We start from the raw sequence: 23,075 nt of genomic DNA, 5'->3' as shown, positions 1-23,075 counted from the left end.
GGTGAAAAACCCTGGGCTCGATTGCTCGGGGGCGGGGGCGGGGGACGGGCTAGAGGGTGGCGGGCGCCGGGTCGGGGTCGGCCGCGAGCTCGGCGCGGCGGCGGCGGAGGTCGCGGGAGACGAACCAGAGGTTGGGGATGACCTGGCAGAGCAGCACGCTCACCGCCGAGCCGATGATCGGGCCCCCAGCGCCGACGACGCCGATCAGCCACCAGGAGAGGCCGAGGTTGAGGGGGATGCTGGCGAGGATCGGCCAGACCTGGAAGGTGAGGCCGCGCTGGTCGGTCATGTACATCCCGACCGGGTATTTCGCCGCCTGCAGCGCCACGAAGACCACGAAGCCGCCGATCAGCCACGGGTCGAGGGTGAGGGCGTCGCCCGCGATGAACTTCGTCAGCCACGGTGACAGGACCGCCAGCGCCAGGCCGATCGCGAGGCCGCCTGCGAGGAACCAGATCGTCGGCTTCAGCGGGGACTCCACCCTGCGCTCGGAGCGGGCGCGGGCGTAGATCGGCCAGAGGGCGACACCCGCAGCGGCGATCGTCTGCACGGCGAGCCCGAACAACTGGGATGCGAGGTTGTACTGGGCGAGCTCCGTGCCGGTGGTCAGGTGGCTGAGCAGCAGCCGGTCGGTCTGCATCGCGATGGGCAGCGCCACCATCTGCACGAGCATCGGCCAGGCCACCCCGATCGCGGGGACGCCGGGGTAGCGGCGGGGGAACGGCACTTCGCGCAGCGCGGCACCCACCTGCGGCTTGATCATCCGTGCGGCCATCAGCAGGCAGATCAGCGAGGCGAGCCCGTTGGCGATGTACGACAGGATCGCGATGAAGCTGCCAGCGGGCGCAGACAGTGCGACCAGGGTGGCGATGCCGAGGAACATCGCGGGCGCGACGACCGCCTGGCTCGCCACCTGCGTGCTCGTCTTCCCGAGCCCGACCAGGATGCGAGAGCCGACGCTCAGCGGAAGCACCAGCCCGAATGTGCCGAGGCAGAGCATCGCGGCCAGGCTGCCGCCGTCGGGGAGGAGCCCCTGACCGAGCAGCAGCGGCCACCAGCCGAGCACCGAGATCACGATGCCGATGCCGATGATCGTCGCACCGGACAGCAGCAGGATGCGGAACGCCGTGGTCAGCGTGCGCCGCACCACCGGGTCGCTGCGCGGGTCGGACGAGCCGGCGACGGCGTTGATGGCCACAGCGGCGATGCCGAGGTCGGCGAACGGCAGCAGGGCGGGCAGCGCGGCGAGCAGGCCGTACTGCGCGTAGGCGTCCGTGCCGAAGTTCTGGATGATGAGCCGGCTGTTGACGATGCCGATGATGCCGGAGATGCCCATGACGAGCACCTTCATCACGGCCGTAGACCCGACCGATCTGAGCATCCCGCCGCGCGCCGCCCGTGCGTGGGTCATGAGGCTGCCACCGGATGCTCGGAGTCGTCGAAGAGGAGCCGTCCGGCCGCGATCCGCCCGTCGACGGCGGGGAGCGTCGCGAGGATGTCGGCCGTGGAACGCTCGGCGTCGACGGCGGAGACGATCGCCCCGGCGATCCGGGCGGGACTCGCGTCGGACGGCAGCACCCTGTGGCGCGTCTCCCGCAGCCAGTCGGCGATGCCGGTCTCGTCCGTCGTGACGATCTCGCAGCCGTGCGCGAGCGCCTCGACGATCGGGAGGCCGACCTGTTCGCGCCAGCCGGGCATTCTGCGCGAGGGGAGCACGAGTGCGTGGGCGGCGCGGAGGTGGTCGTGGATCGCGGAGCGCGGCGGGTCGACGACGAGGGTGATCGACGGGTCTCCTGCCGCTGCGGCCCGTGCGTCGTCGAGCTGGCTGCCGGTGCCGAGGAGGGTGAGTCGTGCATCCGGTCGGCTCTCCCGCACGAGCGGCCAGGCGGCGAGCACATCGCTGAAGCCCTTGCGCGGGCCGAAGTTGCCGAGGAAGACGACGCGGTGCGGATCGACGACGGAGCCGAGCGCACCCTGCTCGCCGAGTGCCGCAGCGGTGCACGGGCACGGGCTGGGCAGCGCCTCGACCGTGGAGTGCCGCCGCGGCTGGTTGCGGAAGGACTGCGCGTACAGCCCGTGCGCGCCCGCCGTGCCGAACACCGCGTTGTCGACCCTGCGCCAGACGTACTCGGCCAGGAGGCGTTCGATGCGGCGACGGATGCGTGTCTTGAACCGTGTCGGCGTCGCCTCGAACGGGTCGAGGTTCTCGATGGCGTATGTGGCGACGGTCACGCGGCGGGCGCCGACGATGCGGCGAAGGCCGATGGCGAAGAGGGTGACCGCGGTGCGGGGGAGCGCATCCAGGTAGAGGGGTTCGTTGATCTCGAGGTGGGTGATCCTGCTGGTGAGGGCGAGCCGGGCCGCGGCGAGCGTGCCTGCCTGTGCGAGTTCCAGGCCGTCTGTGAGGTTCTCGTCGAAGTCGTATCGTTTGCTTCGGAAGACGATCGCGGCGGGTTCGAGCTCGCGCGCACGCTCCAGGTGCACGCTGCGCACTTGGTCGTAGAGCCGCACACGGGGGTGCTGCAGGCTGGTTGCGGTGGCCATCTCGTCGAACGTCCTTCAGCCCGCGAGGGTCGGTTCGCTGGCTCTGTCCATCGAGCTTAGGGCGAAATTCGAGCAATAACGAGTATTTCTCATCAAATGCCCCCGGTTGTGGGGGCCGCGACGTCGTTGGCCTATCCTGGGTGGCACCATGACAGCCGCAGAGCGCATCGTCGTGCAGCAGTCGTTCCCCGACCCGCGGCCGACCACGAACCCGTACATCATCATGCTGCGCGACAGTCTGCGCTCCACCCCGGGACTCGAACTGCGCACCTTCTCCTGGAAGAGGGCGCTGCTCGGCCGCTACGACGTCTTCCACGCCCACTGGCCGGAGATCCTCGTGGCCGGGCAGAGCAAGCTCAAAGCGCTCGTCCGCCAGGGGCTGTTCGTCCTGCTGATGTGGAAGCTCGCGCTCACCAGGACGGCCATCGTCCGCACCACCCACAACCTCCAGCTTCCGACAGGCATCTCCCGCCGCGAGCGCGCCCTGCTGCGCTGGTTCGACCGGAGGACGACCCTGCGCATCCGGTTGAACCCCACCACCGAGTTCGCGCCCGGTGTGGAATTCGCCACGATCCTGCACGGCCACTACCGGGACTGGTTCGCCGCATACCCGAAGCGGGCGGCCCAGCAGGGCAGGATCGGCTACTTCGGCCTCATCCGCCGCTACAAGGGCGTCGAAGAACTGCTGGATGTCTTCCGCTCCGTCCCTGGCGACGACCTCCGCCTCGACGTCGCAGGCAAGCCGTCAAGCGACGAGCTCGCCGCCTCCGTGCTCCAGCGCGCCGGGCGCGACCAGCGCGTCGCCGTGACGCTCGCCTTCCTCGACGACGCGGAGATCGTCGACCTCGTCACAGGGGCTGCGCTCATCGCGCTCCCCTATCGCGAGATGCACAACTCGGGAGGCGCGCTCACGGCGCTGTCGCTCGACCGGCCGATCCTGGTGCCGGACAACCCCACGACCGAGGCGCTCGCCGACGAGGTGGGGCACGCCTGGGTGCACCGGTACTCCGGCGAGCTGACCCCGGATGCGCTGGCCGCCGCGGTCGAGGGCGTCACGGCATCCGCGCCGGGCGGACGACCAGACCTGAGCGACCGGGACTGGGCGAAGGCGGGGGAGCAGCACGCGGAGGCGTACCGTCACGCCATCGCGCTCGCCGGGAGCACAGCGGCTCGGAGGCGAGCGCGGGAGCAGCACGCGACCGCGCAGCTCTAGCGCGTGAAGCGCGCCTCCCGCACCAGCTTCCCGCTCGCGGCGACCTCGCCGAGCGAGCGCAGGCGCAGGCCCTTGTCCGCGTAGCCGGAGATCACCGCATCCACCAGGCCGGCTTTGTCGAGCACCGGCGCCGGTCCGTCGTCGACGCCGTCGATCGCGTCGGCGAACCCGTCGTGGCCGAGGATGATCGCGCCGCGTTCGCCCCGCAGGGCGAGCCGCAGCCGCTCCTCGGTCGACGCGGTGCGCCAGTCGGCGAGCGTCGGCCCCCACAGAACGGGCGTCATCCCCGCCGCCCTGGTCGCGCGCCAGACGCGCAGGTTCTGCACGCCGTACGGCGGCCGGAACCAGTGGATGGGGACGCCGGCGGCGTCTTCGAGCTCTGCGCGACCGTCGCGCATCCGGGAGCCGAGGCTGTCGGGCGGGAGATCGGTGAGGCGCCGGTGGTCCAGCCCGTGCAGGGCGATCTCGTGCCCGGCCGCAACGACCTCGGTCAGCAGTGCCGGGTTGCGGCGCACCCGGCTGAGCAGCACGAAGAACGTGGCGGTCGCGCCCGCGTCGCCGAGCGCTCCGAGGATCTTCTGGGTGTCGCCGTCGACGGGCCCGTCGTCGAAGGTCAGGGCGGCGACGGGGGCATCCGTCCGCACCCGCATCACTGCGCCGAGCGGGGCGCCGGCGCGCCGCACGGCCGTGACAGCGCCGGTGCGGAGCGTTCGCAGCGCGCTCATGCCGGTGCCTCCGTCCGCGCGTACTCCTGGTAGACGCCGCCGAACGCCGCCCAGATCATCCCGAGCCCCCGATAGGCGGCGCGCGAGCCCCGCGCCTGGTGGCGCAGCGAGCCGGTGACGAGTCCGAACGCGACCCTGAGCACTCCGCCGACGACGCGCGCAGCGCCGCCACCGATCGCCCAGGCGCGGGCGGCGAGCATCCCGAGCACCCCGTCGGCCAGTCGGAGGCGCACCACGGCCGCCGAGTTGCCGTGGCTCCACGCGCGGCGGAGTACCCACCGCCTGTTCTGCCGGGAGGGAGGGACCAGGTCGGTGATCACGGACTCGTCGCACCACACCATCCGGAAGCCATCGCGATGCAACTGCCTGCTGAACAGGGTGTCCTCGCCGCCGCTCAGCCCGAGGTCGAGGGCGAACCGCACGCCGCTCGCCCGCACCTGGTCGAGGTCGAGCAGCAGATTGCCCGCCGCGGCGACGTCGATGCCCGTTCCGGTCGGCAGCGACCGCCGCGTGAAGAAGTCCCCTGCCTTCAGCCACGGGTCAAGCGGCCGTTCGAACGCGGCCACCACCCGGCCGGACACGGCAGAGGCGCCCGACGCCTCCCACACCCGCACCAGGTGCTGCAGCCATCCGGGATGCGGTCGCTCGTCGTCGTCGATGAACGCCAGCAACCGCGAACCGGCCGCCTCGTCGATGGCCCTGTTGCGCACGGCGGCGATGCCGGGGTGCGGCTCGACGACGTAGCGCACGCCATCCACCTCCGCCGCAGCGTCCCGCCCGCTGCCGTCCGGGTCGTTGTCGACCGCGAGGACCTCGACGGTGTAGTCGCTGTCCGCCTCGTCCGCGAGGGCGCGGCCCTGCGCGACGAGCGCGGGCAGCAGCTCGCGCAGGTCGTTGGGGCGGTGGTATGTGGGCACCGCGATCGTCAGGTTCGGCACATGCACAACCTACCCACCCGTCGCCGCTGCTGCGCAACTCGGCGGGAGAAGAGCGCGTGATAGCATCCGCGGATGGTCGGAGAGCTGGCGGTCGTCGTCGTGAACTACGGCTCGTCCGAGCTGCTGCGCGCGAATCTCGCGCCGCTCGCCGACGCGCTGCCGGAGGCGCGCATCGTGGTGGTCGACAACTTCTCCGGCGACGCCGAGCGTGCCGCGGTCGTGGCACTCGGGGCGGAGCGCGGCTGGGTCGTCGTCACGCCGGGCGACAACCTCGGTTTCGGACTCGGGATGAACGCCGGGGTCGACGCGGCCGTCGCGAACGGCGCCACCCGTTTCCTGCTGCTGAACCCGGATGCGACCATCGCGCGGGATGCGGTCGAGACCCTGTCCGCCGTCGTCGCCGCCGAGCCGCTCGCCCTGCTGGCCCCGCGCATCCTGAGGCCCGACGGGTCGGTGTGGTTCGACGGGTCCGACCTGAATCTCGGCGACGGGCGCATCACCGCGACGCGCAAGCGCGCGGTCGCCGACGACCCGCGGCTGGAGCAGTGGCTGTCCGGGGCGTGCCTGATGGTGTCCGCCGAGCTGTGGGAGCGGATCGGCGGGTTCGGCGACGGCTACTTCCTGTACTGGGAGGATGTCGAGCTGTCCTACCGGGCTCGGCGCGCGGGGGCGAGCGTCCGGGTGGTGGATGCGGCGACCGCCGTGCACGCGGAGGGCGGCACGCAGGGTGACGGGCTGGAGACGGCGGGGGCGGCGAAGTCCGAGGGGTATTACTACTTCAACATCCGCAACCGACTCGTGTTCGCGGCGCGCAACCTGGATGCGGCGACCGTCCGCAGGTGGAGGCGGGCGAGCCTGCCCATCGCGTGGGAGGTGCTGCTGCAGGGCGGGCGGCGGCAGTTCGCGCATCCCGTCGCTCCTCTGCGGGCGGCGTTCACCGGGGTGCGGGACGGCCTGCGCGCGTCGCGGAAACGCTAGGGAAACACGCGCCCCCGAAAGTGGGGGCATTCAGTGAGGATTTCTCGGATTAGACTGGCGGGGCAGCAGTACCCGACGCTGAAGCGATCCTCTCCACCCTGGTGCGTCCCGACTCGGTCCGGTCGGAGCGCGGACCGTGCCGACGTCGGCTGACCGACGGCCGGACAGACGGCCCGAGAGACGGGGAGCGGAAATCCGATGGGCGCAGGGGGAAAGCAACTCAGCATCGCACTGGTCGGCACGCGCGGCGTGCCCGCCAGATACGGCGGGTTCGAGACCTGCGTCGAAGAAGTCGGAAGCCGGCTCGCCGACCGCGGCCACAACGTCCGCGTCTACTGCCGCCGCCTCGAGACCGCCGACGGCGTCGCGCCGCAGGAAGAGCTCCCCACCTACAAAGGCATGACGCTCGTGCACCAGGGCGCCATGCGCCGCAGGTCACTGGAAACCCTCAGCCACACCGGACTCTCCGTCGGCCACCTGCTCGGTCACCGCACCGACGCCGCCATCGTCTTCAACGCGGCCAACTCGATGTACCTCCCGATGCTGCGCGCAGCCCGCATCCCCGTCGCCACCCACGTGGACGGGCTGGAGTGGCAGCGTGCCAAGTGGGGCGCGATGGGCAGGCGGTACTACCGTTTCGCCGAGTCGGCCGCCGTGCGCTGGTCGGATGCCCTCATCGCCGACGCGCAGGGCATCGCCGACTACTACACGACCGAGTTCGCGGTCGGCACCAGGCTCATCGCATACGGGGCGCCGACTGTGCCATCCACCACCCACCGGCTCAGCGAGCTCGGGCTGGAGCCGCGCGGCTACCACCTCGTGGTCGCCCGGTTCGAGCCGGAGAACCACGTGGACACCATCGTCGACGGTTACCGGAGGAGCGACGCGAAGCTGCCGCTCGTCGTGGTCGGCTCCGCTCCATACGCAGAGGAGTACACCCGCAGGGTGCGCGCGCTCGCGGACGACAGGGTGCGGTTCCTCGGGGGCGTCTGGGATCAGGAACTCCTCGACCAGCTCTACTCGTCCGCCTTCACCTACCTGCACGGCCACTCCGTCGGCGGCACCAACCCGTCGCTGCTCAGAGCGGTCGGGGCCGGTACGCCGACCATCGCGTACGACGTGCCGTTCAACAGCGAGGTCCTCGGCGACGCCGGCCTCTACTTCACGGCCGCCAGCGACCTGGCCGGAACCATCGGCTTCGCGGAGGCCGCGGTCGAGCAGCACGCCAACCGCAGCAGGGCGACGCGGGAACGCGCGAAAGACTACGACTGGGATGCGGTCGCCGACGCATACGAGTTGCTCTGCGCCGACCTCGTGGAACGCCGGGCAGTCAAGCCGAAACGGCCGTTCTTCGGACAGCGCGTCAACGGGCAGAGCAGACTGGCCGCCGTGCCGGTCGCGACCGAGCGGACAAGCTGATGAGCACCGAATCGGCAGGCGCGGCGGGAGCCGCTGCGGGGGCGCCGACGGGCGCGCCCGCCGCCCGCGAGAGCTACCTGGACGTCGTGCACCGCCTCGCCGCGGCGCAGAAACCGGCTGCCAGAAGCGCGCCGGCGTACTCGCGCTACGTCAACCGCCGCATCGGGCGCTACCTGGCGGCCTGGGCGTACCGCGCCGGTCTCACCCCGAACGCGGTCACCGCGATCAGTGCGGTGTGGACGTTCGCGGCCATCGCCATCCTCGTGGTCTTCCCTCCCTCCTGGTGGTCGGGCATCGCCGTCGCCGTGATGCTGCTCGTCGGCTACGCGTTCGACAGCGCCGACGGCCAGGTCTCCCGCCTCACCGGGCTCAGCAGCCCGGCAGGCGAATGGCTCGACCACATGGTCGACTCGCTCAAAGTGGTCACGATGCCGCTTGCGCTCGCCGTGGGATTCTGGCTGCACGACTCGGTTCCCACCTGGTGGCTGCTCATCCCTGTGGCGTTCTCGATCGTCTCGTCCGTGCTGTTCTTCGGCATGATCCTGACCGAGCAGCTTCGTCGTCAGCGCGGGCGTGCATCCATCGCGGCCGATGCGCCTGGCCGTCCGTCGTGGATGCGCGCCATCGCCGTGCTGCCGATGGACTACGGCGTGCTCTGCCTCTCGTTCGTGCTGCTCGGTGCGCTGCCTGTGTTCCTCGTGGTGTACACCCTGCTCTTCGCGGCCACGACCGCGTTCCTCCTGCTGGCCGCCGCCAGTTGGTTCCGGGAGCTGCGCGCCCCGGCCACCCCCGACACCCATCTGGCCACCGACCAGCGCCAGAGCACCCAAGAAGGACGATCATGACCGAAGCAACAGAGGCTCCTCGCGGCCCAGACCACCACGTCCGCAACCGCATCCTGCTCATCGTCGTCGGCAGTGTCGCCGTCGTCGCGGTGGCGGCAGGGCTCATCGTGGCCGGGATCCACGGCGCCAAACCGGGAGGACCCATCCCGAACGCGCTGCAGCCGGTGGCCACGCAGCAGGCAGCGCCGTCCGACAGCCCGGCAAGCTCCGGAAGCAGCGCGAAGCCGACCCCCGGCACGAAGAGTGAGACGCCCGCCGAACGCACGGACGCGGTCAAATACGGCCAGCAGGTCGCCCAGAGCGTGAGCACGAAGCAGGAGGCGAAGACGCCGGCGGGGCTGACGGCCGCGGTCACGACGTTCGCGTCGTACACCGCGACGGCGACCCGCGCGGGAGAGGTCAGCGGTCCCGCCGTGAAGGCGACACTCACCCTCACGAACGGCACAGGATCGGCGGTGCCGTTGACGGCGGTCACGGTCAACGGATACTACGGAGACGACGCGACGCCGGCATCCAGGGTCGACGGCGACAAGGCGACGAAGCCGTTCGCCGCGGAGCTCGCGCCGGGCGCAACGGCGACGGCCACGTACGTGTTCTCCGTGCCTGCTGACGCGAAGACCGTCACGATCACGCTGGCCGACGCGGCCGGCGCGAAGCTCGTCACGTTCACCGGCGCTCCCTGACCCACCCCGGCGCTCCCACTCCCGCCCAGCCCAGCCCCAGCCCTAACCCAGCCCGCGATCTCCGTTCCGACGGAGTTCCCAGACGCCGCCGCCGCGATCTCCGTTCGGAAGGAGATCGCGGCGGCGTGTCGCGTCCCTCCTCCTGCGTTACGCAAAACAGGAGGATGCGGGCGCCACGCCGCTGACTTCTCCGTTCGGAAGGAGAACCTGCGTGCATCCCACGGTTTCTCCGTTCGGACGGAGATTTGGGGATGGGGGGATGGGGGATGGGGGAAGGGCGGGGGAGTGTGACGGTTACTGGTGGGTGGGGAGGGACTCGGGGGAGTCGGCGCTGTCGGTGGTCGCTGGGCCTGTGGTGGGCGCGGCTGTGGTGGGCGCCGCGGAGGGCGCGGCGGGGGGTGCCGCGGAGGTGGCAACGGGGGCGGCGGCGGGCGCCGCGGAGGTGGCAACGGGGGCGGCAGTGGATGCGCGGGCCGGCAGGCCGAAGCGGCGCGGGGGCTGCTTGGACGCCGGGTAGTACACGTCGCGGTTCTTCTGCGCGCTGACCCGGTTGAGGACGACGCCGAGGACCGTGACGCCCGACTTCTCGAGGGAGTCCATCGTCTGGCTGAGCTGCTGGCGACGCACGTGCGTGCGGTCGACGACCACGATCGCGCCGCCGACCTGCCTGGCCAGGATGGCCGCGTCGGCCACCGCGATCAGCGGCGCCGTGTCGATCACCACGACGTCGTAGTCGGCGACCAGCCTGCCGAGCAGTTCCGTCATCGCGCGCGACGACAGCAGCTCGCTCGGGTTGGGCGGGATCGGTCCGGAGGTGAGCACGTCGAGGCTGCCCTCGCCCCAGCGCTGCACCACATCCGAGAACTCGGCGCGGCCGGCGAGCACGGAGGTGAGGCCGGCGTCTCCGACGAGGCCGGAGTACGAGGCGACCATCGGGCGGCGCAGGTCGGCGTCGATCAGCAGGGTGCGCTGCCCCGTCTCCGCGAGCGCGAGGGCGAGATTGGTGGCGATCATCGACTTGCCCTCGGCGGGGATGGAGGACGTGACCACGATGCCACCGGATGCGGACCCCATCGTCACGAACTCCAGGTTCGATCTGAGCTGCCGGTAGTTCTCCGCCGCGTTGGAGAGCGGTTCGACGGCGAGGACGGGCCGTGGATGCTTGCCCTTCTCCTTCTGGATCGAGCCGAGCAGCGGGGCCTGAGTGACGGCGGCGGCGATCTCCGCGCTGTGCACACGGGTGTCCAGGGTGGCCCGCAGCACCAGGAAGAGCACGCCGACGATCAGGCCGAGGAGCAGCCCGGTGACCACGTTGAGGCGGGTGTTCGGAGAGGACGGGTCTTTGGGAACGCTCGCGTTCTCGATCACGCGGACCGAGACCGTGGTCTGGCCTTCCGCGTTCTTGGGCGCGATCTGCTCGACCGTCTTGCTGAGGCTGGCGGCGACGGCGTTGGCGACTTTCGCGGCCTGGGCAGGGTCAGGGTCGGTGACCGCGAGCTCGAGGATGACGGTGTTCTGCGGGGTGCTCACCGTGATCGCGTCCGCCAGGCCCTTGGCCGTCACATCGAGGTCGAGGTCGTCGACGACGGGCTGCAGCACGACGGGCGACTCCGCGAGCTGGGCGAAGGACAGCATCTGGTTCTGGGTGTACGTCGAGCCCTGGCTGAGGTCGCTCGCCGACCCGCCGAAGTTCAGGGAGAAGTAGAGGCCGGAGGTGGCCGTGTACACGGGCTTCGCGATCTGCGACAGACCGAAACCGGCGACGCCGCCGACAATGGTCGCGATCAGGATCACATACCAGAACCGCCGGAAAGCGGTGAGGTACTGGTGCGTGTTCATGGTCGGGCCTCCCGGGGAGTCGGATGTGATGGCAGGCGCCGGTCGTTCGCCGGGCAGCGAGCGGTGGATCGCTCGGATGTCGGGCGTACGGCGGACGCGGTCGGGCGTCGTTGAAGGCATTCTAGGCGGCACTCCTCACCGGAGGACGCGCGTCACTGCGAGTATGGCGCGGGTGCTCCACTGCGCGGGTGTTCAGCATCACGCCCGCCGTGCTGAGCGGGATGAGCTGCGTCGTGGCTGCGAGCCCGGCGACGAACCACACGAAGATCGAGTACTGGGTGATGAGCGCGACGGTCGCGAAGGCGGGGATCTGCGCGACGAGCGCGATCGTCGCCGGGCTCGCCTTCCTCCGCACGAGCAGGATGATGCCGCCGGCGAGGGCGACCACGATGCCGATGAGCACGATGGTGCCGTTGGTGAGGCCGGTCAGGATGAGCTGGCTGTCGATCGAGCGGAAGTCGCCGAAGTAGAGGTTGCCTGCCGAGTTCTTCTCGGCGGACGATGCGACGCCGATCGGGTTCATCGTGCCGATCAGCGAAATCAGGTCTCCGCGGTAGTTCGCGCTGTCGCTCGCCTCGGACCCCGCATCGTCGAAGACGGCGGTGACCAGGGGGAACACAACGGCGGAGACGGCGAGCATCGCCGCGACGAGCGTGATGCGGGCCTTCTTGGTGATGGCGTCCCGCATGAACAGGATGCTCAGCACGAGACCGAGGAGCGCGCACACCATCCCGATGCGGCTGAACGTGAAGACCGTGCCGACCAGCATCAGGAGCACCATGCCCGCGCGCACCCAGAGCCGGAACGGCGCTGCGAGGGTGAGCGGGATGGCGAGGGCGAGGCTCGAGCCGAGGGCGATGGAGTGACCGAAGGCGCCCTCGGCGCGGGGGACGCCACCGCGCTCCTGGATGCTGCCCCAGATCGTGTACATGGCGTTGCTCGCGTGGATCTCGACGAACGGGTTCCAGTGCGTCAGACCCTCGATGATGGCGAGCACGGCCACACAGGTGAAGACGACGGCGATCGCGCCGTGCAGCCACCGCGCATCCACCCGCATCGGGGCGAACCGGCCGATCAGGTAGGCGATGACGTAGTAGGTGACGATGCTGAACAGCGCGCTCATCGCGATGGATGCGCTGCCGGTGTACAGCGAGCAGACGGCGGCGACGACCACGAGCACGAGCAGCCCGTCCAGCCAGCTCAGCCGCATCCGGGGAAGGGGGATGAGCGCGGCGATGACGAGGAGCCCGGCAGCGGTCGCGGGAGGGAGGTAGTAGTTGCCGTTGAAGCCCACTCCGACGCCCAGCCAGATCGGCACGAACGAGAGCACGCAGATCCACACGGACACCGCCAGCTTGGGGGAGCGTCTGAGCACCAGGAAGCCGGCGAACGCGAGCACGGCGGCGAGGATCAGCGGGAGCGTCTTGTCGACGGCCGGGCCGGTCAGCGTTAGCGTGTGAAACATCCTCATCACCCCCTTCCGCCCATGTTAAGCCAGCGGGCGGTCCGGAGACCGTTCCTGTTCAGAGCGGCCGCCGTCAGCGCGTGCGCGCGTTGCTGCGCACGATGGCCGCGATCCTTCGGCGGTACGCGTCCGGGCTGTGCCTGCGCTCGGCCGCCGCGACATCGGAGCCGACGTTCGCGCGTGTGCCCTCCCACTCGGCGATCGTGCCGACCAGCGCATCCGCGAGCGACGCCGAACTGCCGGGGACGACCGTGGTCGCCGACGCGTATCCGGCTGTCGCCTCCAGCAGCCCGCTGGTGGCGCTCGCGATCACCGGGCGACCGCTCAGGATCGCCTCGACGGCGGTATTCCCGAACGGCTCGTCGGCGCGGGACGGCACGAGCACGACGTCTCCGTCGTGCACGTACTCCCACACGGACGGCTGGAAACCGCGGAAGCGGACCCTGTCGCCGAGGTTGTTCTTCGTGACCTGCTCGCGCAGCGCCTCCTCGTACCACTCGTAGCCGGGGAAGACGGCTCCGACGAGGTCGAGGCTCGCCCCGATGCCGCGCTGGTCGAGCTCGGCGATCGCGTCGATGGCGACGTCGACGCCCTTCCGGGGAGAGAGGCGCCCGATGTACGTGACCCGGAGGTCGCCGTCGATGTGCGACCGGACGGGCTGCTGCTCCGGCGGGCCCGGGACGGCGTTGTACACGACCTCCGCGCGACGCTCCAGCGACGCGAACGACCCGCCGAGAACCCCCACGCTGAACCTGCTGTTGGCCACAATGGTGTTCGCGAACAGCAGCGGCATCGCCAGGATGCGCCGCAGCAGCGGGGATGCGGAGCTCTCGCCCTCGTGCACGTGACAGAGCACGGGCACGCGGGCGAGACGTCCGAGGCCGATCCAGAGCGGCACAGTGACCGTGTTCACGTAGACGAGGGCGGGGCGCTCCTGGCGGAGCAGCCGCATCCCGTCGACGAGGCCGCGGACGGCCGTGCCGATGAACCGCACGAAGCCGAGGGGACGGAGGGCGCTTTTGCGCACGACGGGCGCTGCGCACCTCCTGACCCTCGCCCCGCGGGCGACGACCTCTGGCAGCAGCGGGCCGTCGTCCGGCACCGTCACCACCACATCCCAGCCGTCGTCCACGAGGGCGGTGACGCTCTCGAGGAGCACCCGGTCGGAGCCGTACAGCTCCGAGCTCGGGTGCGCCACGAGAACCGTGCGCCGCGTGCGGTTCATCCTGTCGTTCACTGTGCAGGCACCACCACGAAGTCGTCGAACCTTGTGGTGACCGGGATGTCGGTCGCCGTGCCGGAGACGTAGGTGCGGAGTCCGGTGAACCCGGCCGCCTGGAGGGCTGCCGTCGCATCCGTGGTGCTCAACTGCCAGGCAGCGGGCTCCGTGGTGGATGCGGACCACACCTTGGCCCTGATGGTGGTCGGCGACGTGCCGAACACCTGCAGGTGGATCTTCAGCTTGTCACCGGCGCCGACCGTGAGGTTGGCGACGTTGAGGGCGGACAGGGTCGTCGAACCCTGCATGAGCTGGAGCTGCACGGCGCCGGTCGACTTGACCCACGCCCTGGCCTCGTAGTCGTTCGACCCGATCATGCGGCCGATCGCCGAGTAGTAGATGCCGCCGCCCGTCGCCGCCTTGTCGGCGGAGACGGTGACCGTGACATCGGCACTCGTCTGGGTGACCGTCTGCAGGGTGGCCGTCTTCGTCATCCCGGCGGGCGTGACCTGCTGGCCGACGCCGCTGGCGACGTTGAAGCTGGTCGCGCCGCCGGACAGCGTCCACGCCCCGCCCTTGTCGGCAGAGCCCCAGCCGTTCGCCACGGAGCGTTCGAACGCATCCTGGGCGAGGGCGTTGGGCGCAGGGTTGGTCGCGGTGATCGCCTTGGTGGTGCTGGCGGTCGCGCCCTGGTTGTCCGTCACGGTCAGGGTGATCGTGTACGGGCCCGCTGCTGCGTATGTGTGGGCGGTGGTCGCTCCCGTTCCTGTCGCTCCGTCTCCGAAGTTCCAGGCGTACGAGGCGATGCTGCCGTCCGGGTCACTCGACGCCGACCCGTTGACCGAGACACCGAGGTTCGTCACCGTGGCGGTGAACGACGCCGTCGGCGGCTGGTTCGGCGGGACGGTGGTCGTCACCTGGTGCTGGATCGACGTGGTCGCGCCCTGGTTGTCCGTCACGGTCAGGGTCACCGTGAAGGTGCCTGCCGAGCCGTACGTGTGGGTCGCTGTCGCTCCCGTTCCTGTCGCTCCGTCTCCGAAGTCCCAGGCGTACGAGGCGACGGTGCCGTCCGGGTCGCTCGAGGTCGAGCCGTCGAACGATGCGCCGAGGTTCGTCACCGAGGAGGTGAACGCTGCCACGGGCGGCTGGTTCGGCGGTGCGGCCGTCACGGCGACACCCTTGGTGATGCTGGTGGTCGCGCCCTGGTTGTCGGTCACGGTCAGCTTCACCGGGTATGTGCCTGTCGCGGGGAACGAGTGCGTCGCCGTCGCGCCCGTGCCGGTCGCTCCGTCTCCGAAGTCCCAGGCGTACGAGGCGATGGTGCCGTCAGGATCTGACGAACCGGATGCGTCGAAGCTCGCGTCGAGGAACGTCGCGGTGGACGTGAACGCGGCCACCGGCGGCTGGTTCGGCGGTGCGGCCTGGACGGCCACGACCTGCGTCACGGTTCCCGTCCCACCCTGGTTGTCCGTCACGGTGAGCTTCACGGGGTAGCTGCCGCTCTGGAGGAAGGTGTGGGTGGCCGTGGCTCCCGTCGCGGTGTCCCCGTCTCCGAAGTCCCAGGCGTACGAGGCGATCGTGCCGTCCGGGTCAGTCGAAGCCGAGCCGTCGAAGCTCGCGTTGAGGAACGTCGCGGACGACGTGAACGACGCGGTCGGCAACTGGTTGGGAAGCGTTCCGGAGGTTCCGAGCGAGTAGTGGTTCGCCACATCCTGAGCGCTCAGCACGCTGGAGTAGACCGCGGCCTCGTCCAGCGTTCCGCTGAAGTACGGTCCGGTGGAACCCCAGGTGTTGTCGCCGCCGATGCGCCAGTATCCGCTGTATGCCTGCGCCTGCGTCTGCGGGTTGGTCCCGATGAGCTGGCCGTCGACGTACAGCTTCATGCCGTCAGGACCCTGCGTCGCCACTGCCTGGTGCCACTGGTTGTTGTTCAGCGGGTTGGGCGACGTGATGGTGTTGGTCTGGCCGGTGTACGTGCCGAACACGATGCGTCCGTCGTCCTGCATGTAGATGTGACGGTCGTAGTTGCTCGACAGGCCGGTCTGCTGGTCGCCGAAGCCGATCAGCTTTCCGCCCTTGGTGGTCGCGGTCTTGAACCAGATCTCCTCGGTGTAGACCGTCGGGTTGGCGAACTGCTGGTTGCTCGACACGATGCCGCCGGAGGACCCGGAGTTGTTCGTGTTGAACCTCACCGCCTTGTCGGCGGTGCCAGGCAGAACACCCTGCTGGTTCTTCGTCGTCGCCGTGCCGGAGTACGTGCCGTTGTTGGTGTACGCGTCCGCGCTGTTCGCAACAGAGCCGCTTGTCTCGTCGAGGCGCCAGAAGATGTCGGGGTTGCCGTTGTAGACGGCAGCTCCGTATGCATCCGCTGGTGCGGGGGCGAGGGGCGAAGGACGACCGGAGGCGACGAACTGGTTCACCACGGTGGTGCGGTCCAGGACGGTCGGGTAGATCGACACCTGGCCGATGTCACCGGCGAAGAAGTTGCTGGCGGGCTGGTTCGGCCAGCCGCCCAGGTTGTCTCCGCCGACGCGCCAGTAGCCGGCGTACGACTGACCGTTGGTCACGTCGGTCCTGCTGCCGATCTGCTTGCCGTCGATGTACAGCCGCATCCCGTTCGCGCCGAGCGAGGTGACGACCTGGTGCCACTGCCCGTCGTTGTACGAGCCGGAGCTGTTCAGCGTCGCGACGCCGCCCGGGTATACGCCGAACCAGATCTTGCCGCTGTTGTCCATGTAGACGTGGCGGTCGTAGCTGCCGGACGTCCCGGTGTTCGTGTTGCCGAAGCCGAGGATCTTGCCGCCGCTGGTCGACGTCGTGCGGAACCAGGCGGACGCCGTGTAGGTGTCGGGAGCCTGGATGGCCGTCGGCGTCACTGCGAGGCTGGTCGTTCCGTTGAAGGTGGATGCGTTCACACCCGCGATCGGGCCGGCCGCGCCCTGGGTGACCGCGGTCTCCTGCAGGTCGTTGAAGCCGATGTGGTCGAACGCGACCGTTCCGCTCGCCTCGTCCAACGGCCAGTAGCTGGATGCTCCTGCCTGCGTCACCGAGTCGGAGTACGCGCCCCCGCTGTTGGTGGCGGCGACGGTGACCGCGTTCGTGTCACGGGACGTGGTGTTGCCGAACGGGTCGTAGACCCTCACGTGGTAGATCGGATGCGACCCCGGTGTGAGCCCGCTGTCCACGAAGCCGATCATCGGCCTGGTGTAGAAGTTGGAGCGCACGGTGGTCTGGTAGACGGGCGTCGTGCCCGCATCCCGGTACACCTTGTATGTGAGGTAGCCGTTGTCGTTGTCGTAGGTGGCTGCGAAGCTCACGCGCACCTGGCCGGCGTTGAAGGACGCAGCGGTCGGGACGAGCGGGATGCCCTGCGGGCCGACCTTGTTCGGCGCGGCGCTCGACAGTGCGAACCGGGTGAGGCCCTGCTGCTGGATGCCGTTCACTGTCGGGAACTCGCCGCCGTAGACGACGTACTTGTCGTTGCCGGAGACGCTCCAGGTGGCCTGGCTCTGGCCGGTGAAGGTGCCGACCGTCCAGCTCGGGAACCAGTCGAGCAGCGACGGGGACGGGTTGCCCGCCCAGTTGAAGTAGCCGTACGGGTCGTTCGTGATGGTGCCGGTCGCCGCCCTGCTGAAGGCGATCGAGTTGTGGAACGTCCACGTCGGGCTGGTCTGCGGGAAGCCGCCGATGTTGCCGCAGTAGTGCGGGTGACCTGCGACGTACAGCGGGCCGTTGTTCTGCGCGAAGATCGAGTATGTGTCGCCGTGGCAGTCCTCGATCCAGTTGATGGCGCCCGTGTTCGGGTCGGCCGAGAAGCTGCCCTCGAGGTTGCCGCCTGCTCCGAAGACGTAGCCGGAGCCGTATACGCGGTCGGCGGTCGTGTACAGCGAGGTGATGCTCGCCTGCGTTCCCGCGTTGCGCACGGTCTGGTTGGCGGCGAACGGCAGGATCGCCGCTGTGCTCGCATCCACGGCGCCGAGGCCGTAGTTGGCGACGCCGCCGAGGTTCTGGAAGCGGCCGCCGACGATCAGCTTGGAGCCGTCCTTGGTCAGGGCAAGCGCATCCACGGGGGCGTCGGCGTTGGCCTGCCAGTTGAGGGTCGAGCCGTCCGCGGCGCTCACCGCGCCGACGTACGCGCGGGCGACGCCGTTGATGCTGGATGCGTCACCGCCGGTGTACACCGTGGTGTTGGAGGCTGCGACCGCGCGGGTCTGGCTCTCCATGATCGGCTTGAACGAGGTCACGATGGTGTTCGTCGCCGTCGAGAACGCCGCGAGCCGGTAGTAGCCCTTGCTGTCGATCGAGGTGAAGTCGCCGACCACGTAGATGCGCGACCCGTCGGGGGATGCTGTGATCCCGAGGGCCTGCGCGTTCAGGTTCGGCGCGAACGGGAGCAGGGTGCCCGTCGTGATGTCGTAGGCGAGGAGGTTGTTGCGCGGGGTCTCGTTCGTTCCGGCAGGCGAGCCGTACGGCCGCGCGGACGTGAACTTGCCCGCGACGTACACCGTGTTGCCGACGACGACCTGCGCCCACACGACGCCGTTGATCTGCGGGGTCGGGAGGACGTCGTCGGTGACGGTGGTCGGTGTCGCCGGATTCGTCGGGTCGGGCGGCGCACTGTCCGCGGAGGCGGGCGATGCGATCGCCAGGCCTCCGAAGACCAGGCCCACCGCGGTGATGATCGCGGTCAGGATGCCCAGCGAGCGAGCGCGAGGGCGGAGTTCTGTGGTCATGACAACCTCGGTGTCTGTTCGGGTCGGGGTGGGGGTTGTTGTGAGAGCAGGTCGGGGGCGCATCAGTACGCCCCCACGGGATGCGTGAGCACTTTGACCGTCCGCCACATGATCACCAGGTCGCCGGTGAGCGACCAGTTCTCCACGTAGTAGAGGTCGAGTCGGACGCTTTCCTCCCAGGAGAGGTCGGAGCGGCCGTTCACCTGCCACATCCCGGTGAGTCCCGGTTTGATGTAGAGGCGGCGATGGACGTGGTTCTCATATCCCTCGACCTCGGAGCGCAGCGGGGGCCGCGGTCCGACCAGGCTCATGTCGCCGAGGAAGACATTCACGAGCTGGGGCAGCTCGTCGAGCGAGTACTTGCGCAGGATGCGGCCGACGCGGGTGACGCGCGGGTCGTCCTTGAGCTTGAAGAGCACGCCGTTGCCGTCGCTCTTCGCCTGCAACTGGGCGAGGCGTGCTTCGGCGTCGACGCACATGGAACGGAACTTGAACATCCGGAACGTCTCGCCGTTGCGGCCGACGCGCTCCTGGCTGAACACCACCGGCCCCTTGTCGTCGAGCTTGACGAACAGCGCGACGGCGAGGAACACGGGGGAGAGCAGGGCGAGGGCGAGGCCGGAGGCGAAGAAGTCGAACGCGCGCTTCAGGACGTGCTTGCCGCCCTCGAACTGCGGGATCTCCACGTGGATGAGCGGCAGCCCTTCCACCGGACGGAAGTGGATGCGCGGTCCGGCGACGTCGGTGAGGCGCGACGCGAGCACGAGCTCTGTCGCCGTCCCTTCCAGCTTCCAGGCCAGCGTGCGCACGAAATCGCCACCGGTCAGCGACTGACCGGCGACGATCACGGTGTCGACGCCGAGCCGCGCTGCGGCCTCCGCGACACCGTCGAGGTCGGAGACGACGGGGACTTCGCGGTCGGGTGCTGCGATGCGCTTCTTCATCGCGGCGTCCTTCTTGGCGCCCTTGCGCTTGCCCGTGTCGAGGGAGGCGCCGACCACGTGGTAGGCGGCGCCGGACTTGTTGTGGATCTGCCGAACGACGTAGTCGACATCGGAGAACCCTCCCACCACGAGAGCGCGGGAGAGGTAGTGGTCGAACATCCGCTGCCGGATGAGCCACTGCCGCCACAGCCACCGGGAGAACAGCACGCCGACGACGCCGAGCGGCAGCGCCAGCACGAAGTAGCCGCGGGCGATGTCGACCTTGGCGACGAGGAAGACGATGGCGAGCAGCCCGAAGGTGAGGGCGCTCGCGTTGACGACCCTCTTGTATTCGGCGACGCCGACGCCGACCACGCGCGGGTCGCGCGAGTGGTTGACGGCGAGGGCGAACATCCAGGTCACGGCGATGAGCATCGAGAGCGTGAAGTAGTCGGTGCGGAAGCCGGCGAACTGGGTGCCGGAGTCGTCGAGGCCGAAGCGCAGGAACATCGCGCACAGGGTCGACGCCAGGATGATGGCGGTGTCGGTGATGAACAGGCGTGCGCGGTACTGACGGGCCCAGGTGCGCTCAGAGCTGCGTGGGTGCGTCGGTGCGGCCGGATGGCCGATGGTGGCCAGGCGTGGTTTGATGACGGTCATCGGAGCGCCCTCCCCGCGCTGCTGATGTCGGTTCCGACCGAAGAGCCGACGACGGCTGGGGGAAAGCCGTGGTCTCGAACGGCTTCACCGCCGCCGGCCCCGCTGATGAGGGTCGTCCCGTTGCTCCGCGCACGCCGGGTGACCCTCGGGTCAAGGGGGTTGAGCGAACGGGTCGCTCGACGTGGCGGATGCGGGTTCACGGGTCGTCCCTGCGTGTGTCGGGATGGTGCTGTTTCGGGTGGCGTGAACCGGAGAGTCGCACTCGCGAGACCGACGAGCTGTTCAACGAACGGAAAGTGACTGTTTCTCACCTATTCACAAAAGTGAGATTACATCGTTTTCCCAGCTTGGCGTGAGCCCTCAATGGGGGTGATTATTGCTCACTTTTGTGTTCTGGCCGATTTCGGCACGCCCTTCCGTCGCCGAGATGCCAGTAACTGTGCCGCATCCCGGGCGTTTTGCCACAGTTACTGGCATCTCGTGGCGGCAGGCGCGGGTGTCTGGGGTGCGCAGTATGGTCGGGGTATGTGTGGACGGTTCGCTATGGACAAAGAGACGGACGACATGATCCAGGAGTTCGTGGCCGAGGGCGGCGACTTCCGGGAGTGGCGGCCGAGCTGGAACATCGCGCCGACAGACCCCATCCCGATCTTCCTGGAGAGCAAGAAGAAGGACGTGCCGAGCGTGCGGCGGCTGGAGCTCGCGCGCTGGTCGCTGGTGCCCTCCTGGTCGAAGGAGCTCAAGACCAAGGTCCCCACTTTCAACGCCCGCGCGGAGACCGCTGCGGAGAAGCCGATGTTCAAGGCGTCCGTCGCCTCGCGCAGGGCGATCATCCCGGCCATCGGATACTACGAATGGCAGACCGATCCGGTCACCAAGAAGAAGACGCCGTACTTCATCCACCTGCCGGACGGCGAGCTGATGGGGTTCGCCGGGCTGTACGCGTGGTGGGCCGACCCGGCGAAGGAGCAGGGCGACCCTGAGCGCTGGCACCTGACGGCCACGATCCTCACGGCGGATGCGGTGCAGACGCTGGAGCACATCCACGACCGCAACCCGGTGCCGCTGCCGCGCGAGCTGTGGGACCACTGGGTCGACCCGACGGTCGTCGGCGACCAGGCGCTTCTCGACGAGGCCGTGCGCGCGGCCGTGGGCGTGGCGGAGTCGCTGGCGTTCGACCGCGTCGGGCCGGTGACGGGAGACGGGCCGGAACTCATCCAGCCGGTCGACTGACGGCGCAGCACCGACGGCGGAGACCCGACGGCGCAGCGCCGACCCGGCAGCGCCGACGCCGCAGCGCCGGAGCCGAGCAGAGTCGAGCCCCGGGCGCCGCGGCAACTCACGCCGCGTCACCCGGGACCCGTCGAGCACGCGCCGGGAAGGCCGCGACCGCCCGTGATAGCGTTCGGGCCGCATCCAGCGCGCTGAGGCGAATGTATCCCCGACCTCCCGCCTCCTGGCAGGGGCTGACAGCCGCCGGATGCGGTGGTATCCCTAGACTTCGCCTCGCCGTGCTCCCGCCCAGAGGTCGACGCCCGCATCCACGGCCAGCTCGTCGATCTCGGCCAGTTCCGCATCCGTGAACGACAGGTTGTCGAGCGCCCCGACGTTCTGCTCGAGCTGGGCGACGCTGCTCGCGCCGATCACCAGGGAGGTGACCCGCTCGTCGCGGAGTGCCCAGGCGAGGGCGAGCTGCGCGAGAGACTGCCCTCGGCGCTGCGCGATCTCGTTGAGCGATCGGAGTCGCCCGACCGCCTCGTCGGTGAGCCAGTCGGCGTCGAGCGAGCTGCCCGCTGCGGCGCGGGAGCCCTCCGGGATGCCGTCGAGGTACTTGTCGGTGAGCATCCCCTGGGCGAGCGCGGTGAAGCCGATCACGCCGACGCCGAGCTCGCCGGCCGTGTCGAGGAGCCCTTCCGTCTCGATCCAGCGGTTCAGCATCGAATACGACGGCTGGTGGATGAGCAGCGGCGTTCCGAGGTCGCGCAGGATCTCCGCCGCGCGGCGTGCATCCTCGGCGCCATATGACGAGATGCCGACGTACAGCGCTTTGCCGGAGCGGACGGCGGTGTCGAGCGCCTGCATCGTCTCCTCCAGCGGCGTGGACGGGTCCGGGCGGTGCGAGTAGAAGATGTCGACGTAGTCGAGGCCGAGCCGTGTCAGCGACTGGTCGAGGCTGGCGAGCATGTATTTGCGTCCGCCGCCGCCCTGACCGTACGGTCCGGGCCACATGTCCCAGCCGGCCTTCGACGACACGACGAACTCGTCGCGGTACGGCTTCAGGTCGTCGCGCACGATCCTGCCGAAGTTCACCTCGGCAGAGCCGTACGGCGGCCCGTAGTTGTTGGCGAGGTCGAAGTGCGTGATGCCGAGGTCGAACGCGCGCAGCACGATGTCGCGCTGCGTCGTGAACGGGCGGTCGTCGCCGAAGTTGTGCCAGAGGCCGAGGGACAGGGCGGGGAGGTCGAGCCCGCTGCGGCCGGTGCGGCGGTACTGCATCCGGTCGTAGCGCTCGGGGAGGGGTTGGTACGCCATGCCTCCACCCTCCCGCGTCGCGCCCGTCCTGTCCAACAGGCGGCGGCGATCCGATTCAGGGATGCGACCGCTGAATCAGCGCTTCGCCCTGCGCGCCGCCCGGTTCCTGGCGAGCACCCACCCCACGACGCCGCCCACCAGGAACACCGCGACCACCAGCAGCCAGGTCGGCATCCGCAGTTGCGCCCACAGCAGGTAGATGGTCGCCTGGTCGTTTCCGACGCCGTTCTGGATCGCGACAACCAGCAGCAGCACCACCAGGACGATCGCCAGCCATTTCCGTTTCAGGAACCGGACGACGGCGTTGTCCTGGCCCCCAGCATCCTCAGCACTCATGCGCTCAGTATGCCGCGAGCGGG

Annotated in this window: 17 protein-coding genes; 6 read left to right on the top strand and 11 right to left on the bottom strand. The window is 69.6% G+C overall.

Translation table 11 applies throughout. From position 1 onward, the window contains the following. Positions 1 to 49: 49 nt before the first annotated feature. Together ACYVGI_RS02815 and ACYVGI_RS02810 are read right to left on the bottom strand one after the other, a co-directional pair. Complete coding sequence (locus ACYVGI_RS02815) at positions 50 to 1,411, bottom strand: oligosaccharide flippase family protein (protein WP_460631134.1); 1,362 nt, start codon at positions 1,409 to 1,411, stop codon at positions 50 to 52. Next, positions 1,408 to 2,544, bottom strand: coding sequence for a glycosyltransferase family 4 protein (locus ACYVGI_RS02810; protein ID WP_460631133.1), 1,137 nt, complete (start codon positions 2,542 to 2,544; stop codon positions 1,408 to 1,410). The genes ACYVGI_RS02815 and ACYVGI_RS02810 overlap by 4 nt, the downstream gene beginning before the upstream one ends. A 148-nt stretch (positions 2,545 to 2,692) precedes the next feature. Between ACYVGI_RS02810 and ACYVGI_RS02805 the strand changes: the two genes are divergently transcribed. Then, positions 2,693 to 3,757, top strand: coding sequence for a glycosyltransferase family protein (locus tag ACYVGI_RS02805; protein WP_460631132.1), 1,065 nt, complete (start codon positions 2,693 to 2,695; stop codon positions 3,755 to 3,757). Here ACYVGI_RS02805 and ACYVGI_RS02800 read toward each other — a convergent pair. Together ACYVGI_RS02800 and ACYVGI_RS02795 are read right to left on the bottom strand one after the other, a co-directional pair. After that, complete coding sequence (locus tag ACYVGI_RS02800; RefSeq protein ID WP_460631131.1) at positions 3,754 to 4,482, bottom strand: polysaccharide deacetylase family protein; 729 nt, start codon at positions 4,480 to 4,482, stop codon at positions 3,754 to 3,756. The two genes, ACYVGI_RS02805 and ACYVGI_RS02800, sit on opposite strands and share 4 nt — an antisense overlap. Continuing rightward, entirely contained in the window at positions 4,479 to 5,420 is a 942-nt protein-coding gene (locus ACYVGI_RS02795; RefSeq protein ID WP_460631130.1) for a glycosyltransferase family 2 protein, read from the bottom strand. Before ACYVGI_RS02795 ends, ACYVGI_RS02800 begins: the two co-directional genes overlap by 4 nt. Before the next feature lie 72 nt (positions 5,421 to 5,492). Between ACYVGI_RS02795 and ACYVGI_RS02790 the strand changes: the two genes are divergently transcribed. The 4 genes from ACYVGI_RS02790 (at position 5,493) to ACYVGI_RS02775 (ending at position 9,345) form a co-directional block, all read left to right on the top strand. After that, positions 5,493 to 6,398: a glycosyltransferase family 2 protein gene (locus ACYVGI_RS02790; RefSeq protein WP_460631129.1), complete on the top strand. Its 906-nt coding sequence runs from the start codon at positions 5,493 to 5,495 to the stop codon at positions 6,396 to 6,398. 198 nt (positions 6,399 to 6,596) lie between these two features. After that, the gene (locus ACYVGI_RS02785; protein ID WP_460631128.1) at positions 6,597 to 7,817 is read left to right on the top strand and encodes a DUF1972 domain-containing protein; all 1,221 of its coding nucleotides are present in this window, start codon (positions 6,597 to 6,599) and stop codon (positions 7,815 to 7,817) included. Next, complete coding sequence (locus ACYVGI_RS02780; protein WP_460631127.1) at positions 7,817 to 8,662, top strand: CDP-alcohol phosphatidyltransferase family protein; 846 nt, start codon at positions 7,817 to 7,819, stop codon at positions 8,660 to 8,662. The genes ACYVGI_RS02785 and ACYVGI_RS02780 overlap by 1 nt, the downstream gene beginning before the upstream one ends. Continuing rightward, positions 8,659 to 9,345 carry a DUF4352 domain-containing protein gene (locus ACYVGI_RS02775; protein ID WP_460631126.1) on the top strand — a complete coding sequence of 229 codons (687 nt, stop codon included), beginning with the start codon at positions 8,659 to 8,661 and terminating at the stop codon, positions 9,343 to 9,345. The genes ACYVGI_RS02780 and ACYVGI_RS02775 overlap by 4 nt, the downstream gene beginning before the upstream one ends. A gap of 294 nt (positions 9,346 to 9,639) precedes the next feature. On the opposite strand, the gene ACYVGI_RS02770 is transcribed toward ACYVGI_RS02775, so the two are convergent. From ACYVGI_RS02770 to ACYVGI_RS02750, 5 genes are all read right to left on the bottom strand, one after another. Continuing rightward, positions 9,640 to 11,184, bottom strand: coding sequence for a tyrosine-protein kinase domain-containing protein (locus ACYVGI_RS02770; protein WP_460631125.1), 1,545 nt, complete (start codon positions 11,182 to 11,184; stop codon positions 9,640 to 9,642). 121 nt (positions 11,185 to 11,305) lie between these two features. Continuing rightward, the gene (locus tag ACYVGI_RS02765; RefSeq protein ID WP_460631124.1) at positions 11,306 to 12,649 is read right to left on the bottom strand and encodes a hypothetical protein; all 1,344 of its coding nucleotides are present in this window, start codon (positions 12,647 to 12,649) and stop codon (positions 11,306 to 11,308) included. Between the two features lie 73 nt (positions 12,650 to 12,722). Beyond that, positions 12,723 to 13,874, bottom strand: coding sequence for a glycosyltransferase (locus tag ACYVGI_RS02760; protein WP_460631123.1), 1,152 nt, complete (start codon positions 13,872 to 13,874; stop codon positions 12,723 to 12,725). Between the two features lie 8 nt (positions 13,875 to 13,882). Continuing rightward, positions 13,883 to 18,601 carry a PKD domain-containing protein gene (locus tag ACYVGI_RS02755; RefSeq protein WP_460631122.1) on the bottom strand — a complete coding sequence of 1,573 codons (4,719 nt, stop codon included), beginning with the start codon at positions 18,599 to 18,601 and terminating at the stop codon, positions 13,883 to 13,885. 62 nt (positions 18,602 to 18,663) lie between these two features. Then, complete coding sequence (locus tag ACYVGI_RS02750) at positions 18,664 to 20,184, bottom strand: sugar transferase (RefSeq protein ID WP_460631121.1); 1,521 nt, start codon at positions 20,182 to 20,184, stop codon at positions 18,664 to 18,666. Positions 20,185 to 20,709: 525 nt separating this feature from the next. Between ACYVGI_RS02750 and ACYVGI_RS02745 the strand changes: the two genes are divergently transcribed. After that, the gene (locus ACYVGI_RS02745; RefSeq protein WP_460631120.1) at positions 20,710 to 21,417 is read left to right on the top strand and encodes an SOS response-associated peptidase; all 708 of its coding nucleotides are present in this window, start codon (positions 20,710 to 20,712) and stop codon (positions 21,415 to 21,417) included. 261 nt (positions 21,418 to 21,678) lie between these two features. Here the strand turns inward: ACYVGI_RS02745 and mgrA are convergent, their stop codons facing one another. Continuing rightward, on the bottom strand, positions 21,679 to 22,716 hold the full coding sequence (mgrA, locus tag ACYVGI_RS02740; RefSeq protein ID WP_460631119.1) for an L-glyceraldehyde 3-phosphate reductase: 1,038 nt from the start codon (positions 22,714 to 22,716) through the stop codon (positions 21,679 to 21,681). Between the two features lie 75 nt (positions 22,717 to 22,791). Further along, positions 22,792 to 23,052, bottom strand: a complete 261-nt coding sequence (locus ACYVGI_RS02735; RefSeq protein WP_460631118.1) for a LapA family protein — start codon at positions 23,050 to 23,052, stop codon at positions 22,792 to 22,794. Positions 23,053 to 23,075: the final 23 nt, after the last annotated feature.

This window comes from Leifsonia lichenia (genome assembly GCF_054780215.1).
Note: the sequence above shows the minus strand (reverse complement) of the source record. Positions and strands in the feature narration are given on the sequence as shown.

What these genes read in the sequence shown, in the direction of transcription:
- ACYVGI_RS02815 (WP_460631134.1), bottom strand. Translation starts at nt 1,411, where the DNA reads ATGACCCACGCACGGGCGGCGCGCGGCGGGATGCTCAGATCGGTCGGG.
- ACYVGI_RS02810 (WP_460631133.1), bottom strand. Translation starts at nt 2,544, where the DNA reads ATGGCCACCGCAACCAGCCTGCAGCACCCCCGTGTGCGGCTCTACGAC.
- ACYVGI_RS02805 (WP_460631132.1), top strand. Translation starts at nt 2,693, where the DNA reads ATGACAGCCGCAGAGCGCATCGTCGTGCAGCAGTCGTTCCCCGACCCG.
- ACYVGI_RS02800 (WP_460631131.1), bottom strand. Translation starts at nt 4,482, where the DNA reads ATGAGCGCGCTGCGAACGCTCCGCACCGGCGCTGTCACGGCCGTGCGG.
- ACYVGI_RS02790 (WP_460631129.1), top strand. Translation starts at nt 5,493, where the DNA reads ATGGTCGGAGAGCTGGCGGTCGTCGTCGTGAACTACGGCTCGTCCGAG.
- ACYVGI_RS02785 (WP_460631128.1), top strand. Translation starts at nt 6,597, where the DNA reads ATGGGCGCAGGGGGAAAGCAACTCAGCATCGCACTGGTCGGCACGCGC.
- ACYVGI_RS02780 (WP_460631127.1), top strand. Translation starts at nt 7,817, where the DNA reads ATGAGCACCGAATCGGCAGGCGCGGCGGGAGCCGCTGCGGGGGCGCCG.
- ACYVGI_RS02775 (WP_460631126.1), top strand. Translation starts at nt 8,659, where the DNA reads ATGACCGAAGCAACAGAGGCTCCTCGCGGCCCAGACCACCACGTCCGC.
- ACYVGI_RS02770 (WP_460631125.1), bottom strand. Translation starts at nt 11,184, where the DNA reads ATGAACACGCACCAGTACCTCACCGCTTTCCGGCGGTTCTGGTATGTG.
- ACYVGI_RS02765 (WP_460631124.1), bottom strand. Translation starts at nt 12,649, where the DNA reads ATGTTTCACACGCTAACGCTGACCGGCCCGGCCGTCGACAAGACGCTC.
- ACYVGI_RS02760 (WP_460631123.1), bottom strand. Translation starts at nt 13,874, where the DNA reads ATGAACCGCACGCGGCGCACGGTTCTCGTGGCGCACCCGAGCTCGGAG.
- ACYVGI_RS02755 (WP_460631122.1), bottom strand. Translation starts at nt 18,601, where the DNA reads ATGACCACAGAACTCCGCCCTCGCGCTCGCTCGCTGGGCATCCTGACC.
- ACYVGI_RS02750 (WP_460631121.1), bottom strand. Translation starts at nt 20,184, where the DNA reads ATGACCGTCATCAAACCACGCCTGGCCACCATCGGCCATCCGGCCGCA.
- ACYVGI_RS02745 (WP_460631120.1), top strand. Translation starts at nt 20,710, where the DNA reads ATGTGTGGACGGTTCGCTATGGACAAAGAGACGGACGACATGATCCAG.
- mgrA (WP_460631119.1), bottom strand. Translation starts at nt 22,716, where the DNA reads ATGGCGTACCAACCCCTCCCCGAGCGCTACGACCGGATGCAGTACCGC.
- ACYVGI_RS02735 (WP_460631118.1), bottom strand. Translation starts at nt 23,052, where the DNA reads ATGAGTGCTGAGGATGCTGGGGGCCAGGACAACGCCGTCGTCCGGTTC.